Annotated in this window: 14 protein-coding genes and 2 pseudogenes; 10 read left to right on the plus strand and 6 right to left on the minus strand. The window is 46.8% G+C overall.

The window, feature by feature from the left end:
* The first annotated feature begins 121 nt into the window (after nt 1-121).
* Both QMA13_RS09115 and hisG read left to right on the plus strand, forming a co-directional pair.
* Entirely contained in the window at nt 122-4,111 is a 3,990-nt protein-coding gene (locus tag QMA13_RS09115; RefSeq protein WP_282941040.1) for a X2-like carbohydrate binding domain-containing protein, read from the plus strand.
* A gap of 173 nt (nt 4,112-4,284) precedes the next feature.
* Nucleotides 4,285-4,875, plus strand: a complete 591-nt coding sequence (gene hisG / locus QMA13_RS09120) for an ATP phosphoribosyltransferase (RefSeq protein WP_282941041.1) — start codon at nt 4,285-4,287, stop codon at nt 4,873-4,875.
* A 290-nt stretch (nt 4,876-5,165) separates the two neighbouring features.
* Here hisG and QMA13_RS09125 read toward each other — a convergent pair.
* Nucleotides 5,166-6,427: pseudogene (locus QMA13_RS09125) on the minus strand (MFS transporter).
* 301 nt (nt 6,428-6,728) lie between these two features.
* Here QMA13_RS09125 and QMA13_RS09130 point away from each other — a divergent pair.
* Nucleotides 6,729-7,214 (plus strand): CcdC family protein, encoded by a 486-nt coding sequence (locus tag QMA13_RS09130; protein ID WP_282941042.1) that lies wholly within the window; start codon nt 6,729-6,731, stop codon nt 7,212-7,214.
* A gap of 129 nt (nt 7,215-7,343) precedes the next feature.
* Nucleotides 7,344-7,805 (plus strand): FYVE zinc finger domain-containing protein, encoded by a 462-nt coding sequence (locus tag QMA13_RS09135; protein WP_282941043.1) that lies wholly within the window; start codon nt 7,344-7,346, stop codon nt 7,803-7,805.
* 43 nt (nt 7,806-7,848) lie between these two features.
* Here QMA13_RS09135 and QMA13_RS09140 read toward each other — a convergent pair whose 3' ends face one another.
* The 5 genes from QMA13_RS09140 to QMA13_RS09160 form a co-directional block, all read right to left on the minus strand.
* On the minus strand, nt 7,849-8,250 hold the full coding sequence (locus tag QMA13_RS09140) for a c-type cytochrome (protein WP_282941045.1): 402 nt from the start codon (nt 8,248-8,250) through the stop codon (nt 7,849-7,851).
* Nucleotides 8,247-8,450, minus strand: coding sequence for a twin-arginine translocase TatA/TatE family subunit (gene tatA, locus QMA13_RS09145; protein ID WP_282941047.1), 204 nt, complete (start codon nt 8,448-8,450; stop codon nt 8,247-8,249). Before tatA ends, QMA13_RS09140 begins: the two co-directional genes overlap by 4 nt.
* 89 nt (nt 8,451-8,539) lie before the next feature.
* Nucleotides 8,540-9,274 (minus strand): twin-arginine translocase subunit TatC, encoded by a 735-nt coding sequence (gene tatC / locus QMA13_RS09150; RefSeq protein WP_282943351.1) that lies wholly within the window; start codon nt 9,272-9,274, stop codon nt 8,540-8,542.
* 13 nt (nt 9,275-9,287) lie between these two features.
* Nucleotides 9,288-11,009 (minus strand): GMC family oxidoreductase, encoded by a 1,722-nt coding sequence (locus QMA13_RS09155; protein ID WP_282941048.1) that lies wholly within the window; start codon nt 11,007-11,009, stop codon nt 9,288-9,290.
* A gap of 17 nt (nt 11,010-11,026) precedes the next feature.
* The gene (locus QMA13_RS09160) at nt 11,027-11,797 is read right to left on the minus strand and encodes a gluconate 2-dehydrogenase subunit 3 family protein (RefSeq protein WP_282941050.1); all 771 of its coding nucleotides are present in this window, start codon (nt 11,795-11,797) and stop codon (nt 11,027-11,029) included.
* Between the two features lie 371 nt (nt 11,798-12,168).
* On the opposite strand from QMA13_RS09160, the gene QMA13_RS09165 reads away from it, so the two are divergent.
* From QMA13_RS09165 to QMA13_RS09190, 6 genes and pseudogenes are all read left to right on the plus strand, one after another.
* Nucleotides 12,169-13,185, plus strand: a complete 1,017-nt coding sequence (locus QMA13_RS09165; protein ID WP_282941051.1) for an ABC transporter ATP-binding protein — start codon at nt 12,169-12,171, stop codon at nt 13,183-13,185.
* Nucleotides 13,182-14,060 carry an ABC transporter permease gene (locus QMA13_RS09170; RefSeq protein WP_282941052.1) on the plus strand — a complete coding sequence of 293 codons (879 nt, stop codon included), beginning with the start codon at nt 13,182-13,184 and terminating at the stop codon, nt 14,058-14,060. The genes QMA13_RS09165 and QMA13_RS09170 overlap by 4 nt, the downstream gene beginning before the upstream one ends.
* A gap of 20 nt (nt 14,061-14,080) precedes the next feature.
* Complete coding sequence (locus tag QMA13_RS09175) at nt 14,081-14,878, plus strand: ABC transporter permease (protein ID WP_282941053.1); 798 nt, start codon at nt 14,081-14,083, stop codon at nt 14,876-14,878.
* 20 nt (nt 14,879-14,898) lie between these two features.
* Nucleotides 14,899-15,723, plus strand: coding sequence for a VanW family protein (locus QMA13_RS09180; RefSeq protein ID WP_481858151.1), 825 nt, complete (start codon nt 14,899-14,901; stop codon nt 15,721-15,723).
* A 129-nt stretch (nt 15,724-15,852) separates the two neighbouring features.
* Nucleotides 15,853-16,312: pseudogene (locus QMA13_RS09185) on the plus strand (chemotaxis protein CheX).
* Between the two features lie 137 nt (nt 16,313-16,449).
* Nucleotides 16,450-17,223: an SDR family NAD(P)-dependent oxidoreductase gene (locus tag QMA13_RS09190; RefSeq protein ID WP_282941057.1), complete on the plus strand. Its 774-nt coding sequence runs from the start codon at nt 16,450-16,452 to the stop codon at nt 17,221-17,223.
* Nucleotides 17,224-17,267 lie beyond the last annotated feature (44 nt).

Below are 17,267 nucleotides of genomic sequence, written 5' to 3' on the forward strand. Positions count from 1 at the left end.
TGTATTATGGTGAGTGTGGGCTTATTTTTAAGCGGCACAATATACGGCGAGGTGGGAAATGATGAGGATAAAGTCTGGGTTTAGAGTGCTGGTGGCTTTCTGTATTGTTTTATGCAATGGCATGCCTATTGGAACAAACGGTAATGTTTTGCATGCTCAGGAGAGTGCTCCAACACAGCTGTTTGTTGCCAAAAACGGCAGCGATACGTTCGAGGGTACGATTAGCCGTCCTTTTGCCACTCTGGAAAAAGCACGGGATACGCTTCGCGTAATGAAAAACAACGGGACGCTTCCATCCGGTGGAGCCAAAGTATCCATAAGAGGCGGAGAATATCGGTTCACCGATACGTTTCAATTGGATGAAAGGGACTCCGGAACGGTAGATGCACCGATCAAGTATGAAGCTTACAATGGGGAAAAAGTATCTTTCGTCGGTGGAGATACGCTGAACGCATCCATGTTTCATCCGGTGACGGATCCTGCTGTATTAGCGAGAATCCCCAAGGAAGCTGGCAGTAAAGTGATGCAGCTGGATTTGAAAGCACTCGGAATTACAGATTATGGTGTTCTCGGTAACACATCCGCTGTCCCGCCGGAGCTGTTCGTCAATGGAAACGTGATGACTCTTGCACGCTGGCCTAACAACGGTTTTACGACGGTGGATCAGGTTGTGAAAACGCCTGACTCAACGGCAGGCACGGGATATGCGTTCACCTACAAGGATAGCGGGCTGTATAAGTGGCAAAGCAATGATTACACCTGGATGCTGGGCTATTGGGGGAATGATTGGGCTACCAACGATCTGGAGATCAAATCGATAGATACAGAACTTAAAAGCATTGAGACCTACAAAGGAACCAGCTATGCGATGAAAGCCGGACAACGGTTTTATTTCTACAATATTCTTGAGGAACTGGACGCACCAGGCGAATGGTACATGGATCGCAATACGGGCATGCTCTACCTCTATCCTCCGGCACCGCTCCAAGATAGCAAGGTTCAGCTGTCTTTATTCAATAAAAATCTTATCACCATTAACAATACGTCCAATGTCATATTCAGCGGTCTCGCGATGGAGGTTCACAGGGGGAATGCCATCGATATTACGGGTGGGGAAAACAATCGGATCCAATACTGTGAAATTAGCAAGATGGGCGGATATGCAGTCAAAATCAACGGAGGACATAACAACGGAGTATATGGCTCAAGCATCTATAGCATGGGCAACGGGGGAGTTTCTTTAAATGGAGGTGACTCTACGACTTTGACTCCTGCCGGGAACTATGCCGACAACAACGATATTTACAACTATGCCAGAATCAAGCTTACGTATACGTCAGCTGTGGAGCTGAACGGGGTGGGCAACCGCGCAACGCATAATAAAATGCATAACGCGCCGCATCTCGCGATCCAGTTTAGAGGGAACGATCATGTCATGGAATACAATGAAATCTATGATGTGGTCAAAGAGACGGCGGATGCATCTGCGATATATTCGGGGAGAAGCTTTGTTTGGCGTGGGAATATGATTAATAATAATTATTTTCACGATATTGTAGCGAGTGATCTGCGGGTATCCACAGCAGCTATTTATTTGGATGATTATATGAGCGGTGTGGAGATGAGGGGCAACATATTTAATAACATTGGCAAGCAGGCATTCAAGCTTGCTAACGGTCGTGAGAATGTCGTTGAGAATAATATTGTCATCGATACCGGTTCTTCTATCGCATTCATGACCCGTGGCTATAAGCCCGGTGAGAAGAACTATGAATCATTGATGAGCAAGTTTGATCAGGTACCGTATCAAAGTGAAATTTGGAGTCAGCGCTACCCGACGCTGCCGAATATTCTAAATGACGATCCGCTGCTGCCAAAGCGCAACGTAGTTCGCAACAACGCTTTTATAAACAGTGGCCCTATTACCGGGGATAGTCAGAACATGAAGCTGGGTACTTTCGAGAACAACCTTTCTTTTGCTAACAAAAATGACATCGGCTTTGTGGATGCGGCTAATGGAAATTTCCAGTTGAAGAATGATTCCGTTATTTTCTCAAGCATACCGGAATTCCAGCCGATTCCGTTCGGCGAGATGGGAGTCAAGGCAGCGGGACTGCCTCCAGCCCAGTCGGGCTTATCCGATAAATCGGTAGATTACCCACAGAACGGAGGCGATATCGCCGTCAGCATGAGCTTAAACGAAAACTCGCTTACCGCTATTAAGGATGAATCCCGTCAATTGATCTTAGGAACGGATTTTGTTATAGAAGGCTCAAGGGTGATTTTGAAAAAAGCCTATCTGACTTCGCTGACACTAGGCTATCATGCTCTTTCGTTCTCATTCAGTGCCGGTAATAATGCATTTTTAAACGTCAACGTGCTGCCTCCTGCAAGTGCGCAGTTAGGCTTATCAACCCTTAAATATTCGCAAAACTCAGGTGACAGCACCGTCAGTATGAGCTTGAATGGAAATTCACTTGTCTCGATTCAAGACGGTAGCGGGGTTCTGAAAGAGGGGACGGACTACATCAATAACAGCACATCCGTGACGCTTAAGAGCGCTTATCTCTCCAAGCTGAACCTTGGACAATACAACCTTCGGTTTACATTTAACGCAGGAAGCGATGCGAATCTATTGTTGAATGTCGTCCATGATAGCTTTACACTGAACAAATCCTACTCAGCTTCCTCTAAATGGAGTGATGATTATAGCGCGGCTAAAGCTTTTGACGGCAATAATACGACCCGTTGGTCAGCTGAGAAGGGGAAGACGACGGACCAATACTTAACAGTCGATTTTGGAGACAGCATTACGTTCAATCAGGCGATTCTACGGGAAAGCTCTTACCAAAGAGTAAATCATTATGTACTGCAGTACTCGGAGGACGGCGTTAACTTTATCGATATACCTGGGACGGAAGGTACTTCCATAGGGGCTATCAAAACAATAGACTTTGATCCGATTAGCGCTCAGTATTTGCGACTCATGATGTACTCGACCAAGCTGGAATCCGGGGCTAGCAAAGAACCGACGATAAATGAGGTGGAGGTATACTACATACCGCCTTCCACTCCAATTGAGCTTGCGATTCCCGCAGATCAGACAGTAGAAGCGACAGGAGAAAGAACACCTGTAGAGTTAGGGAAGGCCACTTCGACAGAAGGAGTCGTCATCACTAATGATGCTCCAATTGATTTTCCGCTAGGTGTGACGATTGTCACTTGGACCGTGAAGGATGCCCAAGGACGTACTCAGACGGCAGCCCAAAAGGTGACTGTGGTGGATACGAAGCCTCCTGTAATTACGGGTGAGGTGACAACAAAGCCCAGTAATAACGGATGGTACAATACGGATGTGACGGTTCATTTTACAGCGACTGACAGCGGTTCGGGGATTGCAAGCCTAACTCCGGACACCGTGGTCTCAACAAACGGGAAAAATCAGACGGTAACCGGAACGGCAGTGGATAAAGCTGGGAATACGGCAACGGCAGCTGTTTATGGCATTCATATCGATACGGTTAAGCCGACGGTCGATATCCGGGTAGTTCCATCTTATACGACATCACAAACAATGACAGTGACCTATTCGGTCTACGATTCGTTGTCTGGAGTGGAGAAAGCCGCTGCTCTATTAAACGGAAAACCGGTAGAAAGCGGTCAAAAAGTGAAACTAGCTGCGTTGGCGGGAAATAACACGTTGACCGTAACAGCATCCGATAAAGCTGGCAATACAACAGTGCAAACGGCATCGTTTCAGGTTGACATTGAAGCCGATGTCGATATCAGTCCTAAGACACTGAATCTAAAGAGTCAGGGCGGTGCCGATTCGATAACTGCGAGCATTGAACTGCCTTCAGGATATGCGGCATCACAGATTAATAAAAGTACCGTTCAATTGACTGTCAACGGAACGGTTGTCCCTGCCCAAGCTAAATCTCAGGATAGGGATGATGAACGAGGCGGCAAAAGTGTGACGGTGAAGTTTGATAGACAAAAGGTGATAGAGGCTCTAGGTCATGCCAACGGGAACATTACTTTAAGCATCAGCGGAAGTCTGATTGATGGAAAAAGCTTCGCAGGCAGCGATACGATGAGGGTTATTCATTGATGGATAAAATAGAAGGGATTTTGTATGCTGGGATATTAATATGATTTTTGACGCCGTGAGGCGTCTTTTTGTTTATTTTAGGCGTATAGGTTCTTTACAAAATGGAAGTTAGTGGTAATATAGGGTGTAATTTATGATGAACTTTCGATTTCTGACAAAATAAGGGGGAAAAAATGAGAACGGATTTAAGGGTGGCACTGCCGAAGGATAATCTGGAGGTTGTTGTTGAATTGCTTGGGAAAGCAGGTATTCCTACTCCTGAACAAATTTTGAACACAAGAGCTTACTTGATTCCATTTCAATCCATAGAATGGATGATTGTCAGGCAAGTCGATGTACCTCTGCTCGTTGAGCAAGGGGCAGCCGATTTGGGGATCACGGGTAAGCATGTATTAACAGAGCAGAATAAAGAGGTCGTGGAGCTGTTGGATCTCGGGACGGATCGCGTTGAGCTGTTCTTATTCGGCGATACCGAGCTGCTGAGCAGGTCGGACCTGACAATAGCAACGAAATATCCTAATATTACTTCGAGCTATTTTAGGGATAGAGGGACGCATGTCAGAACGATGCCCGTCCTTCATGAATCGTCTGCAATGTCCGATGCGGTAGTAGCAGATATCCATGAGTATGTAAATCCAATGGGGCGGAAGGTACTCGATACAGTAGTCTCCGTAACGGACCGGCTCATTGCCAACCGGAGCAGCTATGTCGTTAAGCAGCGGCATATTGATGAGTTTTGTACTGCTTTAATGCGGGTTGTTTAGTTTGGAAATAACAAAAAGGCGGCTGTATCAGCCGTCTGAGTCTGTGGAGAAACCCATTTTTTTTGAATGTAGCTGCTGGCGGTAGGTGGGGTATCCCCTGGAGGAGCGAAAGCGCCCGCCTTTGTTATCGGGAAAATACCGCTGTAAAGCCAATAAATTGAATATTTCCCGATAACAACAGCGGCTGGAGGGGGATACCCCACCGGAGTACCACGTACGCTTACTAAGATTCATAGGCTTTTCCACAATTTAAGGCGGCTCTATCAGACGCCTACTCTAGCCCCTTGCACTTACGTCTGCAGAGGCTTTTTTCTCGTTCTTACAACGTAGCTTATATAAACAATCAAATAAACCACGAACATGAGGCTGGATACGCGGTACATCATCGCATAATTCGTTGCTGCCGCGATAGGTCCCAGGATAAGGGCACCGAGCCCGATACCAAGGTCAAAAGCGGAGAAGAAGGTCGCATTAGCGGCCCCGCGGCGTTCAGGAGCCGCACGTTGGATAATCCAAGCTTGCAGCGAAGGTTGGATCGCACCGAAGCCCACGCCGTAGAAGGCTGCTGCGGCCATCAGGCCGCCTGTGCCTGTGGTATAGGATAGAAGGATCATCCCGACCAAACTGAACAAGGCCCCGGGGAGCAGCACCCAGACATGCCCGCGAGTATCGAAGATTTTACCGGATATCGGTCGTACTAGGAACAGCATAATGGCATTAACTGAGAAAAACCATCCGACGTTGGCGATCCCTTGCTCCTTGCCGAACAAGGTGATGAAGCTGACAATCCCTCCATAGGTCAAGGAGAGGAGAAGGACAAGCAGGGAAGGGAACAAAGCTTGCTTATCTACGAGCCGAGACAGCAGCCCCCTTGCGGAGCGCTGATTTTTCCATTTCGTGAGGATGGGTTTGAATGACCTCCTGAAGAAGTATCATTCTTGCCTACTAACATAGAGACCAGCATCGACAAGAGCGTAAGGACAAACGATACAGTAAATAGTACGGTAAAACTGAATGAATTAATAATGGCAATTCCGCTCATTGGACCTATCGCCATAGCAAGCGTGGATGCCAAACCGAAATATCCCATGCCTTCGCCTCTGCGGGACGCAGGAATAATGTTCGATGCCATTGTACCGTACGTGGTAGTTGAAATACCCCAGCCAATCCCATGAACGACACGAAGTAAATAAATAATGCCAACACTAGCCGCTGCTATGTAGCTTCCAATAGCAATCAAAGTAATGATGGATCCTATGATTAGAATCAATTTGCCGGATAGCATATCAAGAGCGGCCCCCGAGAATGGCCGAATGATTAATGCGGAGATTGTCAAAATAAAAATGACCATTCCTACTGCTGAATTGTCTCCCCCAAGCTGCGTAACATATGCCGGGATTGTAGGCAGTAGCATCTGAAACCCGAAGAACAGCAATAGATTGGCGAGTGCGAGCAAAATAAAGGTCCGGGTCCATAACGGTTCCTTCCCCAGCTTTTGTTGATTGAGCGGCTGTTCTAGCGTCTTCTCGCGATCCGCCACGGTCTGACTCATACATCTTCCTCCTTTAAGCTTCCATCATTACATTGTTTTTATTATACATAGTAAATAAAAATGTTTACTAAACGAATTATACACCTCATTCCTCAAATGTAAATACATACTTTTCCGTGGGTAGGAAATGAGTGGAGCTGCTGCATAATAACGCGTTTTCTTTACTTACAGGTTACAAGTGCGGCAGCACTATCCAGCCAAAAGAACGATTCGTGTACTTACATAGCTTTAATAATTTCGCTATAATAGTAGTAAAGCTTCTGCATAGTACGCCGACATATTGTATAGGATGGTGAAAGCCATGCATTTCGTTAATCCACAAATGACAGTAACCATTGGTGCAGCCATGGCGGCAGGTATGGCCATGCTGTTTAGGATGCGGGCATCCAATAAAGCAGTAAATCCGAAGAAACTGTTAATCCCGCCTTTTGCGATGAGTACAGGTTTTCTTATGTTTGTGGTTCCAATGACCCGAATTCCGCTATCATGGGGGATTGTCATTTTTTTAGTTGGAGCTACCCTCTTTGCCTATCCGTTAATTCGTTCCTCACAAATGGAGGTGCGTAACGGAGGTATCTATTTGAAGCGATCCAAGGTATTTATTTTTATTCTCGTAGGACTGCTGGTTATTCGCATCCTGCTGCGTCAATTTATTGAGCAATATGTGACGCTGCCCCAAACAGGAGCGATCTTCTTTTTACTGGCATTTGGGATGCTGCTGCCTTGGAGATTGGCGATGTACGTCCAATTTCGCAAGCTTCAGCCCGTTAAGAATTTACAAGGATAAGGTTATTGAAAAAGCTTCTTTTGCCGCTTAAGGTAGGGAAGCTTTTTTGTGTTCTTAATAGAGGAATGTGGACGGTAGTACCCGACATACAAATAGATTAACAAGGATGTGAACGAGGGGGCTTGTCCGATGTCTTTTTTTGAAAAAATGAAGCAGGGAGCATCCGATGCCGCCAAAAAAGCGCAGCAAACGGTGGAAACAACGCGGCTTAGAACACAAATTTCATCCAAAGAACGTGAAGTGGAAAAAGCGTTTCTTTTGATCGGAGAATGCGTATATCAAGCACACGCCTCTGGAAGTTGGAAAAAATCGGAGCGGGAGGTCTTGGCATACTGTGATCATATTAATCAACTTCGCCAAGGCATCCAAGCGATCGAGCAAAAGATCAAACAAGCCAAAAACGAAAAGGAGTGCCGCTGCGGAAAAGTCGTTACCATCGACGTCAAATTTTGTCCGGTATGCGGATTTCAGTTTGAAGATTTGCAGCGGGCTGAAGAGACGGATGAAGCCATTCAAGTTATGTGTCGCTCTTGCCGCAACTACAATGAAGTGGGAGCCAAGTTTTGCGCGCATTGCGGAACGGTCATCTAGACATGAAAGAAGAGAAGACGGGGCTTCTCTTCTTTTTTTATACCTATTTTTTTGCTGCGAGCCAATCGGCTAATCCTTGTATTTCTTCGTCCTTTAATTGTGTTTTAAAGGCTGGCATTCCGCCGCCGCCTGCTGAGATTTTTGCTGCAACTTGATCTTTGGAGAGCTTACTGCCTACTTTAGTCAGGTTAGGCCCGGTTTTACCTTCGAGATTACCGCCGTGACAGGCCACGCAGCTTTGCTTATAAATCGCTTCAGCATTAACTTGAGTAGTACCTCCTGCAGCTCCACCTGTAGTTCCACCCGTTGTCCCGCCAGTCGTACCGCCTGTGGAAGGCGATGTTGTAGGCGATGGCGAAGGAGTGGCTTGATTCTTCGTTCCGCATGCAGATAAGCTTAAGGTTAGAGCAGCAGCTAACAGAATGACGGTCCATTTGTGTTTCATCTTAGTTCCTCCATTATTTGCTTGGTGTCGTCCTTTTTCTCTACGGTTACGTCTTCTACCATCCCTCTGGTGGAATTGCGAAATTCCCGCAGCGTATCGCCGAAGGCTCTACCTAATTGGGGGAGCTTGGCGGGACCGAAAACGATTAGGGCTATGATCAATATGATGACCAACCCTGAAACCCCGATGTTGTTGAACATGGTTATTCCTCCTTAGAGTTTTGCCTTTGGCAAAACTAACTTCGAAAGCGATACAGAGTTTTGCCTTTGGCAAAACGAACTTCGCCCCACTAACTGTTGCTTGGCATGGTCGAAATTTTACGTCGGTAGTACTGGCCGGAGACGATTACGCTCAGCTCAAACAGTAAGATCAGCGGAATCGTGACGGACAAGTGCGATACAAAATCCGGTGGAGATATGCATGAACCGGTGATAGCCAGACCAAGGTAAGCATATTTCCTTGCTTTTTTCAGCCTTTCCGGCGTTAAAACTCCAATGCGGGTCAAGAACAAGACGACCACAGGCATCTCAAACGCGACGGCTAACGGAAAGATCACGTTGAACATAAAGGAGAAATACCTGTCTATCCCGTATGTTTCCACAGCGCCTATACTTTGATTCATATTTTTCATAAATCGCACCATCATCGGAAATACCACGGAGTAGCTGAAGGCAACTCCAGATAAGAAAAGGATGAACGCCGCTGGGATATAAGCAAATGTTTCCTTCGCCTCCGCATCGGTTAAGCCGGGTCTGACAAACGCCCATATGTGATACAGCAATATGGGCAGAGTCAAAAATATGGCAAAAACAAATGCGCATTTCATATAAATGAATAGCCCGTCCGTAAAAGAAAAAACGTTCCATTCGATATGCACGGCAGCCGGTTGGGACCGGATGTACTTCAAGATACCGGGGGATAAGTAGAATCCCCCACCTAATGAAAGTACAAACCATGCAATGACGATGATCAGCCGTTTTCTGATCTCGGCTAGGTGCGCTATAAGCTCCTCATTGGCTTCCAATGGTTTCACCCCGCTATACTAAAGACCCCGGTGTTTTCAAATATTTAACTATCCCCTCGGAAGCACGATACGCTAGTGCTCCTACTACGGCGGTAGGGTTGTAGCCACTATTATGTGGGAAGGCGGATGCACCGACGACGAATATATTTTCAGCGTCCCACATTTGAAGGTAGCTGTTTACAGCCGATGTATTCGGATCCGCTCCCATCACAACTCCGCCGGTGTTATGAGTGGACTGGTAAGGGACGATGTTGTAATTTTTGAGCTCCGCATTGGTCTGAACCGTGGTAGGCTTCATTTCCTTCATTATGGCTTCAGCCTTACTTGCAATGAATTTGACCATTTCTCGGTCTTGATCTTCAAAGTCGTAAGTAACACGGACTAAAGGATTTCCGTAGACGTCCTTGTATGTAGGGTCAAGATCCAAATAATGGTGTCTCCATGGCATATTGGAGCCTTGTCCGGCAATCGAGAGCACTCGATTCGTATATTTAAGGGAAGCCGCCTTGTACTCCTTGCCCCACGCTGGAGTCCCCTTCGGAGTGGAGTTGTTGGCTATCGGTCGAAGACCAGCTTGAGCGATCCGGATACCTGCTCCATGAATGAAATTCAAATTGGAATGGTCGAAATTGTCGCCATTGAAATCATCAATTTCAGACCCAAGAGCACCGGCTCCTGCATAGAGGTTAAATTCCTGATCATCATAAAATCCTATGGAGTTAGCCCCGTTGACCTGATACGCGTAATTGCGGCCGATAACGCCCGTGCCTGTTTTGGGGTCATAAGGCTTGCCCAGCTTGGAATTAAGCAGCAGACGGACGTTATTGAATACAAAGCTCGTCAAAATAACGACATCAGCAGGCTGTTCAAACTCCTCGCCGGTTATGGTGTTAATATAGGCGACCCCGGTAGCTTTCTTTCCGTCATTCAACACTCTAGTTACATTAGACTCGGTTCTTAGCTCAAAATTTCCGGTCTTCTGAGCCACTGGAATAACGGTAACGACCGGATCGGCTTTAGCCCCATATTCGCAGCCGAAGCGCTCACAAAATGCGCAGTATTGACAAGCAGCGCGCTCAATTCCATCCGGGTTTGTATATTGAGTGGACAGGTTGGCGGACGGATAGGTGTAAGGATGGAAGCCGAGTTTTTTGGATGCATCTTCAAACATTTGCATAATCGGCGTCTTTTTCATCGCTGGTGTCGGGAAGGGATTAGAACGCTTGCCGACCATTGGATTCTGCTCGGGTTCCCCTGAAATACCAGCCATTTTTTCAAACTTATCGAAATAGGGCTCCAACTCGTCATAGGTGACGCCCCAATCCTGAATTGTCATTCCGTCAGGGATTTTTTTAGCTCCGTACCGCTCAATCGTTTTGGTTTTAATCTCAAAGTCATACGGGAGGAATCGGAAATACTGCCCGTTCCAGTGTACGCCGGCGCCGCCCAAGCCTTCTCCCAAGATGAACGAACCGTAGGAGCGCATCGGAATTGCAGTTCCCTTCTCATTGTTGCGGAAGGTGACGGTTTCTTTGGATAGGTCTTGTGCTAAGCCGTACTGTTGGGCATACCGAAGCTCATCGTGAACCATATAGTAATCTTCGGTTTTTCTGCCTTTGCCGCGCTCGAGGCCTACCACCTTAACTCCAGCTTTAGCGAGCTCACAGGCAATAACGCCGCCCGTCCAACCCATACCAACGACAACAGCCGACACTTTTGGTAACGTTGTAGCCATGCTGTTCCAGACTCCTTCTAATGGCTCAAATGGTCGCGCAAGCTTTGCGGTTCCATTTTCACAAATTCTTTTTTGTCGATAATATCTAAATAGCTCATTTGGTTGCCTGGGTAGTTTTTCATTTTCCAGCCGAGCATATTTTTATTGCCCCCGTACAATGGATCGGAATAGACGCCTTCCATGGTGAAATTCGTTAACAATTTAAAGAAGACGGGTCCTGTAGAGCCGTAGAGCTTAATGTCATTGCCTGCTTCCAAGGCCTTCAGTACTTCATCCTGCTCGGCTTCTCCCAAGTCCAAAAACGATTTCTGGTATTTGGTTTGGCTTAAGTTCTGGATAGCCTGCAGTCCCATGGTGAAAAGCTCATGCCGCCTAACGTTCGGAAAATTGCCTTGGGTTGCTTCTCCTGCCACAAAAGGCCCCATCATGTATTCTCTAGCGTTAATCCCCCATTGTCCGGCCAATTGGTGGTCAATAAAGTAAGCAACACCCAATTCCTTGGCGCCAGGGCCTAAATCATCTTTTGGATAGATCCGCTCGGTTGCCGCCTCAGTCAAACGAAACTGCTCCTGGGAAAAAAACATCAACGCTTGATTGTAATCTGCGGCTGCGCCTGGCTGTGCTGTTTCGGGCTGTTTGGCCGGTTCCGTTGTTTTTGGACCAAGACCTCGACCTATGACGCCACCAACAACACCACCAACGACAACCCCGCCAATGGCTGCACCAGAATATTTCAGAAACTTACGCCTTGAGTCACTTTGCGGCTGATTCGGTCTGTTGTCCGGCAAAGTAAGAACCCTCCTTCAGTCTTCAATGTTTGAATATGGGTAAATTACCTGTAATGCCGTTAGTTTCTCTGGAATTTTCCTTTTTATGCGAATAAGCCAAAAATTTATTCAACATAAGAAAAACTTTATCAATCCACCTATGCGGTAAAAAAGCAATTGCCACTGTGCAATAACTCATGGTAATATATAACAATTAAGTGGGAGGGCTTCTAGGGATCCGACGGCAAGCTGCCGGTTCGAACCAAGCGAAGCCGAGCGCGCGCATAGCTGCGTTACACCGTAGGGATAAAAGACCTCGTGCAAATTCCGCCTTACCAGGCGAAATTGTGCGAGGTCTTTTCTGCTTTAACAGAAGAAAGGAGCATTAGGAGATGAAAGCAATACAAGTGGCTGGTTTATCCAAATCGTTCGCCATCAAGCAAAAGGAAAAAGGGCTTGGCGGTAGTATTCGATCGCTAATCAAGCCGAGATTTAGTGAGAAAGCGGCGGTTTACGGTATTGATTTGACGGTGGAGGAAGGGGAGACACTAGCTTTCCTGGGTCCGAATGGAGCGGGCAAATCGACTACGATTAAGATGCTGACCGGTATTTTGCATCCATCCGGCGGAACAGCTGAAGTACTGGGTCTATGTCCCTGGAGAGAACGAAGCAGATTGGCCTATCATATCGGTTCCGTCTTCGGTCAGAAGTCGCAGCTATGGTATCATCTCCCGCCTATAGATTCCTTCGAGCTGATGAGCCGGATCTATGAACTGAAGAGAGCGGACTATAAGAACCGACGGGACGATCTAGTTCGCCGATTTGAGCTGGAACCGTATTTGCATACTCCGGTGCGCAAGCTGTCCCTCGGAGAGCGTATGCGCTGTGAAATCGCGGCAGCGATGCTGCATCGACCGAAGATCGTCTTTCTAGACGAACCGACTATTGGACTGGATGTTATTGTGAAGCAGAAGATTAGAGAGCTTATTTTGGAGATGAATCGGGAGGAAGGCACGACCATTTTTTTAACTTCCCATGATGCAGGAGATATCGAGCAGCTATGCAAGCGTGCCATCGTAATTAACCATGGTCAGGTCATATTGGACGATAACGTGGATCGGATGAAAAGGGAGCTTCTGACGGAGAAAACGATTCACTTGAAGCTGCAGGAAGCAGGAATTCCATTTGCCTTTCCAGGTGTAGAACTGCTCAGTCAGGGAGCTTTGGAAATCAAGCTATCTGTAGATACAATGGCGGCAAGCATGGAGCAGGTGCTTTCCCATATCGTTGCCAAATACCGAGTAGTCGATGTGACGATTGAAGATCCGCCAATGGAACAAATTATTACTCATATATACGCTCGTGAAAGCGGATATGGAAGGAACGCGGATGGAGGGGAAGCTGGATGAGTGAAGATCGACTCAACCTGAGCGAGCTTGTGCATTCAAATCGTGAGAGAACCGCCGTGCTATCCCCTCTATCAACCGTGCTCGGCAAGCTAATAAAATATGGTGCAATAGGACGTGTAACGCTCCGCAATCATTTTGCTTATGTATATGATTTTCTCATTCGCTCCATCTTCCTCATTATTATTATGTACATCTTCGTGCAGCTATGGAGAGTGACTTATCAGGGAGAGGGGAGCAGCCTGATCGAGGGCTACAGCTACCAGCAAATTATTTGGTACATCTTGTTCGCAGAGGCGCTGACAACGGCTTTTCCAAGCTTGGCTACTCGTATTGAGGAGGAAGTTAAGAATGGGGATGTGGGGTATAAGCTGACGCGTCCGTTAAGCTACATCGGGTACCATTACGTCGGGTATATAAGTGAGGTGGCCATACGATTGTTCGTCAACCTGTGCGTAGGAGGCTTGCTTGGGTTCGTCTTATTCGGATGGCCATCCTTCGGCTGGGGATTGTTGGGGTTCATCCTGATGTCGGTTGGAGCCATTACCATTAACTTTTTACTCAATATGGCGCTTGCGTTGTGCGCTTTCTGGGTTGAGGAGACGCGGGGATTGGAGTTCGTTTACCATAAGCTCCTATTCACTATAGGGGGGATGCTAATGCCTCTCGAGCTGTTTCCGCAAGCACTGCAGAGCGTCTGTCGCTGGCTGCCGTTCCAGACCGTGTTGTATTTCCCGGCAAGGACTGCTGTTCGTTGGGCGGACACCTCAATATTGCCAATGCTTATGATACAAGGTGTATGGATTGTGCTGCTTGGTGTGGGAGTTGCTCTTATATATCGTCACGGTGTTCGCAAGGTCAATGTAAATGGAGGATAGAAAGGAGGAAACGGAACGCAATGATCAACAAGATGAAAGGAATCGTTTTATTTGTGTGGAGCTGCTGGAAGCTGAACTTGGCAGGAGCGATGGAGTTTCGCTTAAGCTTTCTGCTGACGGCTGGCATGATGATGGTAAATAACGCTGTCTGGATTTTGTTCTGGGGTATATACTTCCAACGGTTTCAAGTCGTCAACGGCTGGACGCTGCAGGACGTGATGATGATGTGGGCAGTGAGCTCTGGAGGATTCGGCTTGTCGGCTGTTTTGTTCGGGAATGCCTATCGTATCGCATCTCTGGTAGCTGCAGGGCAGCTGGATATTTATTTATCACAGCCCAAACCGGTGCTGCTGCATATTTTGATCAGTCGAATGTCGATATCGGCTATAGGAGATGTGCTTTTTGCACTTTTGATCTATGCTTTTTTTGGTGATTTGTCTCTGCTCGGAATCGGCAAATTTGTTTTAGCGCTGCTTGTGGCGATGTTGATATTTATGTTTTTCGTCGTTAGTATCCAATCTCTTGCTTTCTTTATCGGCAATGCTGAGGGGATAGGCCAACAGGCGTTTAACGGCTTGCTTGCCTTTTCCACCTACCCTACAGGCATTTTCAGTGGTGCGGGCAAGCTGATCTTATTTACGGTCATACCAGCGGGCTTTATCAGCTACATGCCGATTGGACTGCTTCGTTCGATAGAGCCGGTGTTTCTGGCACAAGCGCTGGGCATCGCATTCATTTTGACCATTGGGGGCTCGGCATTTTTTTATTATGGGTTAAAACGATACAGCTCCGGAAATATGATGGGTATGAGGATGTAGTTTGTTAGGAGGAGATGTCGTTGTCGATACCAGGAACCATTCCGAAACCTAAAGACCGGTCGCGTTGGCGAACATGGCTTGGGATTGCTTATTTTCGAATGCGCCGCCGATTGGAGTGGATGCTCAGCAGCACACGGTATGCAACAGCCCAAAGCGTTGTAGAGCTGCCATACGTCCTATTCACTCACCGTACCCCATTGCTTCGTCAACTGAAGGATGTGGATATGAGGCTGCAGCACAACAAGGTTGTCAATTTGAGAATCGCCGGAGAACAATTGAACGGAATCGTGCTGAAGCCGGGAGAAACATTTTCTTATTGGAAAGTCATTGGGAAGCCAACGAGGCGAAAGGGCTATTTGGATGGAATGATCCTTCATAAAGGGAGGGTAACCACAGGAGTAGGAGGCGGGCTGTGCCAGCTATCAAACCTGATCTACTGGCTTGCTTTGCATACTCCGCTGCAAGTCACAGAGCGTTATCGGCATGGTTATGATGTATTTCCAGATGCAGGTAGAACACAGCCGTTTGGTACAGGGGCTACATGCTTTTATAATTATTTGGATTTGCAGCTGTATAATCCAACGGAAGAGGTTTATCAGCTGCGCATTTATTTGACGGAGGATGAGCTTGTCGGAGAATGGAGATCGGATCAGCCTGGACGCTACCAGTATGAAATTGTAGAAAAAAAGCACTGGTTTACGCAGGAGCTATGGGGCGGATATGTGCGTCATAACATCATTTTTCGACATCAGTATAATGCGGAAGGCGAGTGGATAGGCGAGGAAGAGGTTGCTGAGAACCATGCGCTGATGATGTATGAGCCTTGTCTGCCGTCTGGCAGCTGAGCACTCAGCCCTATTTTCAATCCTGTTTTCAAAAAGAGTATACTTATTTGGTGAAATTAGGTATAATGAAAGGGAAAATAGACCTATGGCATTTTACGTGATTTTGTCGTAAAGGGGACCTTTAATAAAATGAAGGCAGAATATATTAATCCTTTTTTTGGAGTCTGCAAGGATTGTCATCGAACAAGTTGCCAATATCCGCCCTTCAACCGGGAATCTTGGGATAAAAGACGTAAAGTTCGTAGAGAACTACATATGGATTCAAATAGGGATGACCGGACAAATGCAAGGTGATATCGTGTTCGGACTGCATGAAGCGGTCGCTTTGAAAATGGTCTCAGCCATGATGGGCGGCTTTAATGTGACGGAAATGGATGAAATGAGCCGGAGTGCGATCTCGGAGCTTGGCAATATGATCAGTGGGAACGCCAGCACCATGCTGTTTAATCAAGGAGTTAAAGTCGATATTACTCCGCCTAAGCTGATGCATTCAGCCAATTCTGCTGGATTTTTGCCGAAGAAGGCGTTAACGATACCTCTAATCATGGATGGAATTGGTGAGCTGGATATCCAGGTTTTGATCGTATAATTAAAATGGATTACAATACAAAGTGGAAGCACCCTCTGGGATGCAATCCACTTTTTTTAATTGAACAATAGAGAGCGCATCGGTCTTTGAATGATAGATCCACGCCCGTCTAATTGAAGTATGGGAGGAAAAAGCATATGTTTTTTGGAAAAGTTGCTGTTATTACGGGAGCTTCAAGCGGTATTGGCGCTATTATGGTGCAAAAGCTCGCGGAGAAAGGGGTTACTCCGGTGCTCATGGCTCGGTCCGTAGAAAAGCTGGAGCAAGTCGCGGCTTCCTTGAAAGTGCCCTGCGGAGTATTTCAACTCGATGTGACCTCAACGGAGCAGGTTAACGAGACAATCCAGGAAGTCATCAAACAATATGGCAGAATCGATATATTAATTAATAATGCAGGATACGGGGTATTTGAGAAATTTGTTGATGCTCCGATAGAAGAATTCGAAAGCATGATGGACGTCAATTATATGGGGACGGTTCGCTGTACGAAGGCTGTACTGCCTTACATGCTGAAAGCGAGCAGCGGGCATATTGTTAATATTGCTTCTATGGCCGGCAAGATCGGTTCGGCGAAATCATCCGGTTACTCGGCAACCAAGCATGCAGTGCTTGGATTTACGAACTGCTTGCGGCAGGAGCTGGTTGATACAGGAGTCTATGTAACGGCAATGAACCCAGGCCCGATAGATACCCCATTCTTCGATAGAGCTGATCCGACAGGGAATTATGTAAAAAATGTAAAGTGGTTCATGCTGAAGCCGGAACAAGTGGCCAACAAAGTGGTTCGCGCTATTGAAAAGCAAATTCCGGAGATCGACATGCCATTTATGGCTGGAATGGGCGTTAAGCTGTTTCAGTTGTTCCCTCGAGCATTCGATAAAGTAGCCTACAAGATGCTTAATAAGAAGTAGGGTGTCTGTGCACAATCAAGAACCTCTTCTAACGTATAAAGAAG

It is taken from the genome of Paenibacillus sp. RC67 (assembly GCF_030020805.1).
GTDB lineage: Bacteria > Bacillota > Bacilli > Paenibacillales > NBRC-103111 > Paenibacillus_S.

Excerpts from the sequence above, each read along its gene's own strand:
- QMA13_RS09115 (WP_282941040.1), top strand. The coding sequence starts at position 122 with ATGCCTATTGGAACAAACGGTAATGTTTTGCATGCTCAGGAGAGTGCT.
- hisG (WP_282941041.1), top strand. The coding sequence starts at position 4,285 with ATGAGAACGGATTTAAGGGTGGCACTGCCGAAGGATAATCTGGAGGTT.
- QMA13_RS09130 (WP_282941042.1), top strand. The coding sequence starts at position 6,729 with ATGCATTTCGTTAATCCACAAATGACAGTAACCATTGGTGCAGCCATG.
- QMA13_RS09135 (WP_282941043.1), top strand. The coding sequence starts at position 7,344 with ATGTCTTTTTTTGAAAAAATGAAGCAGGGAGCATCCGATGCCGCCAAA.
- QMA13_RS09140 (WP_282941045.1), bottom strand. The coding sequence starts at position 8,250 with ATGAAACACAAATGGACCGTCATTCTGTTAGCTGCTGCTCTAACCTTA.
- tatA (WP_282941047.1), bottom strand. The coding sequence starts at position 8,450 with ATGTTCAACAACATCGGGGTTTCAGGGTTGGTCATCATATTGATCATA.
- QMA13_RS09155 (WP_282941048.1), bottom strand. The coding sequence starts at position 11,009 with ATGGCTACAACGTTACCAAAAGTGTCGGCTGTTGTCGTTGGTATGGGT.
- QMA13_RS09165 (WP_282941051.1), top strand. The coding sequence starts at position 12,169 with ATGAAAGCAATACAAGTGGCTGGTTTATCCAAATCGTTCGCCATCAAG.
- QMA13_RS09170 (WP_282941052.1), top strand. The coding sequence starts at position 13,182 with ATGAGTGAAGATCGACTCAACCTGAGCGAGCTTGTGCATTCAAATCGT.
- QMA13_RS09175 (WP_282941053.1), top strand. The coding sequence starts at position 14,081 with ATGATCAACAAGATGAAAGGAATCGTTTTATTTGTGTGGAGCTGCTGG.
- QMA13_RS09190 (WP_282941057.1), top strand. The coding sequence starts at position 16,450 with ATGTTTTTTGGAAAAGTTGCTGTTATTACGGGAGCTTCAAGCGGTATT.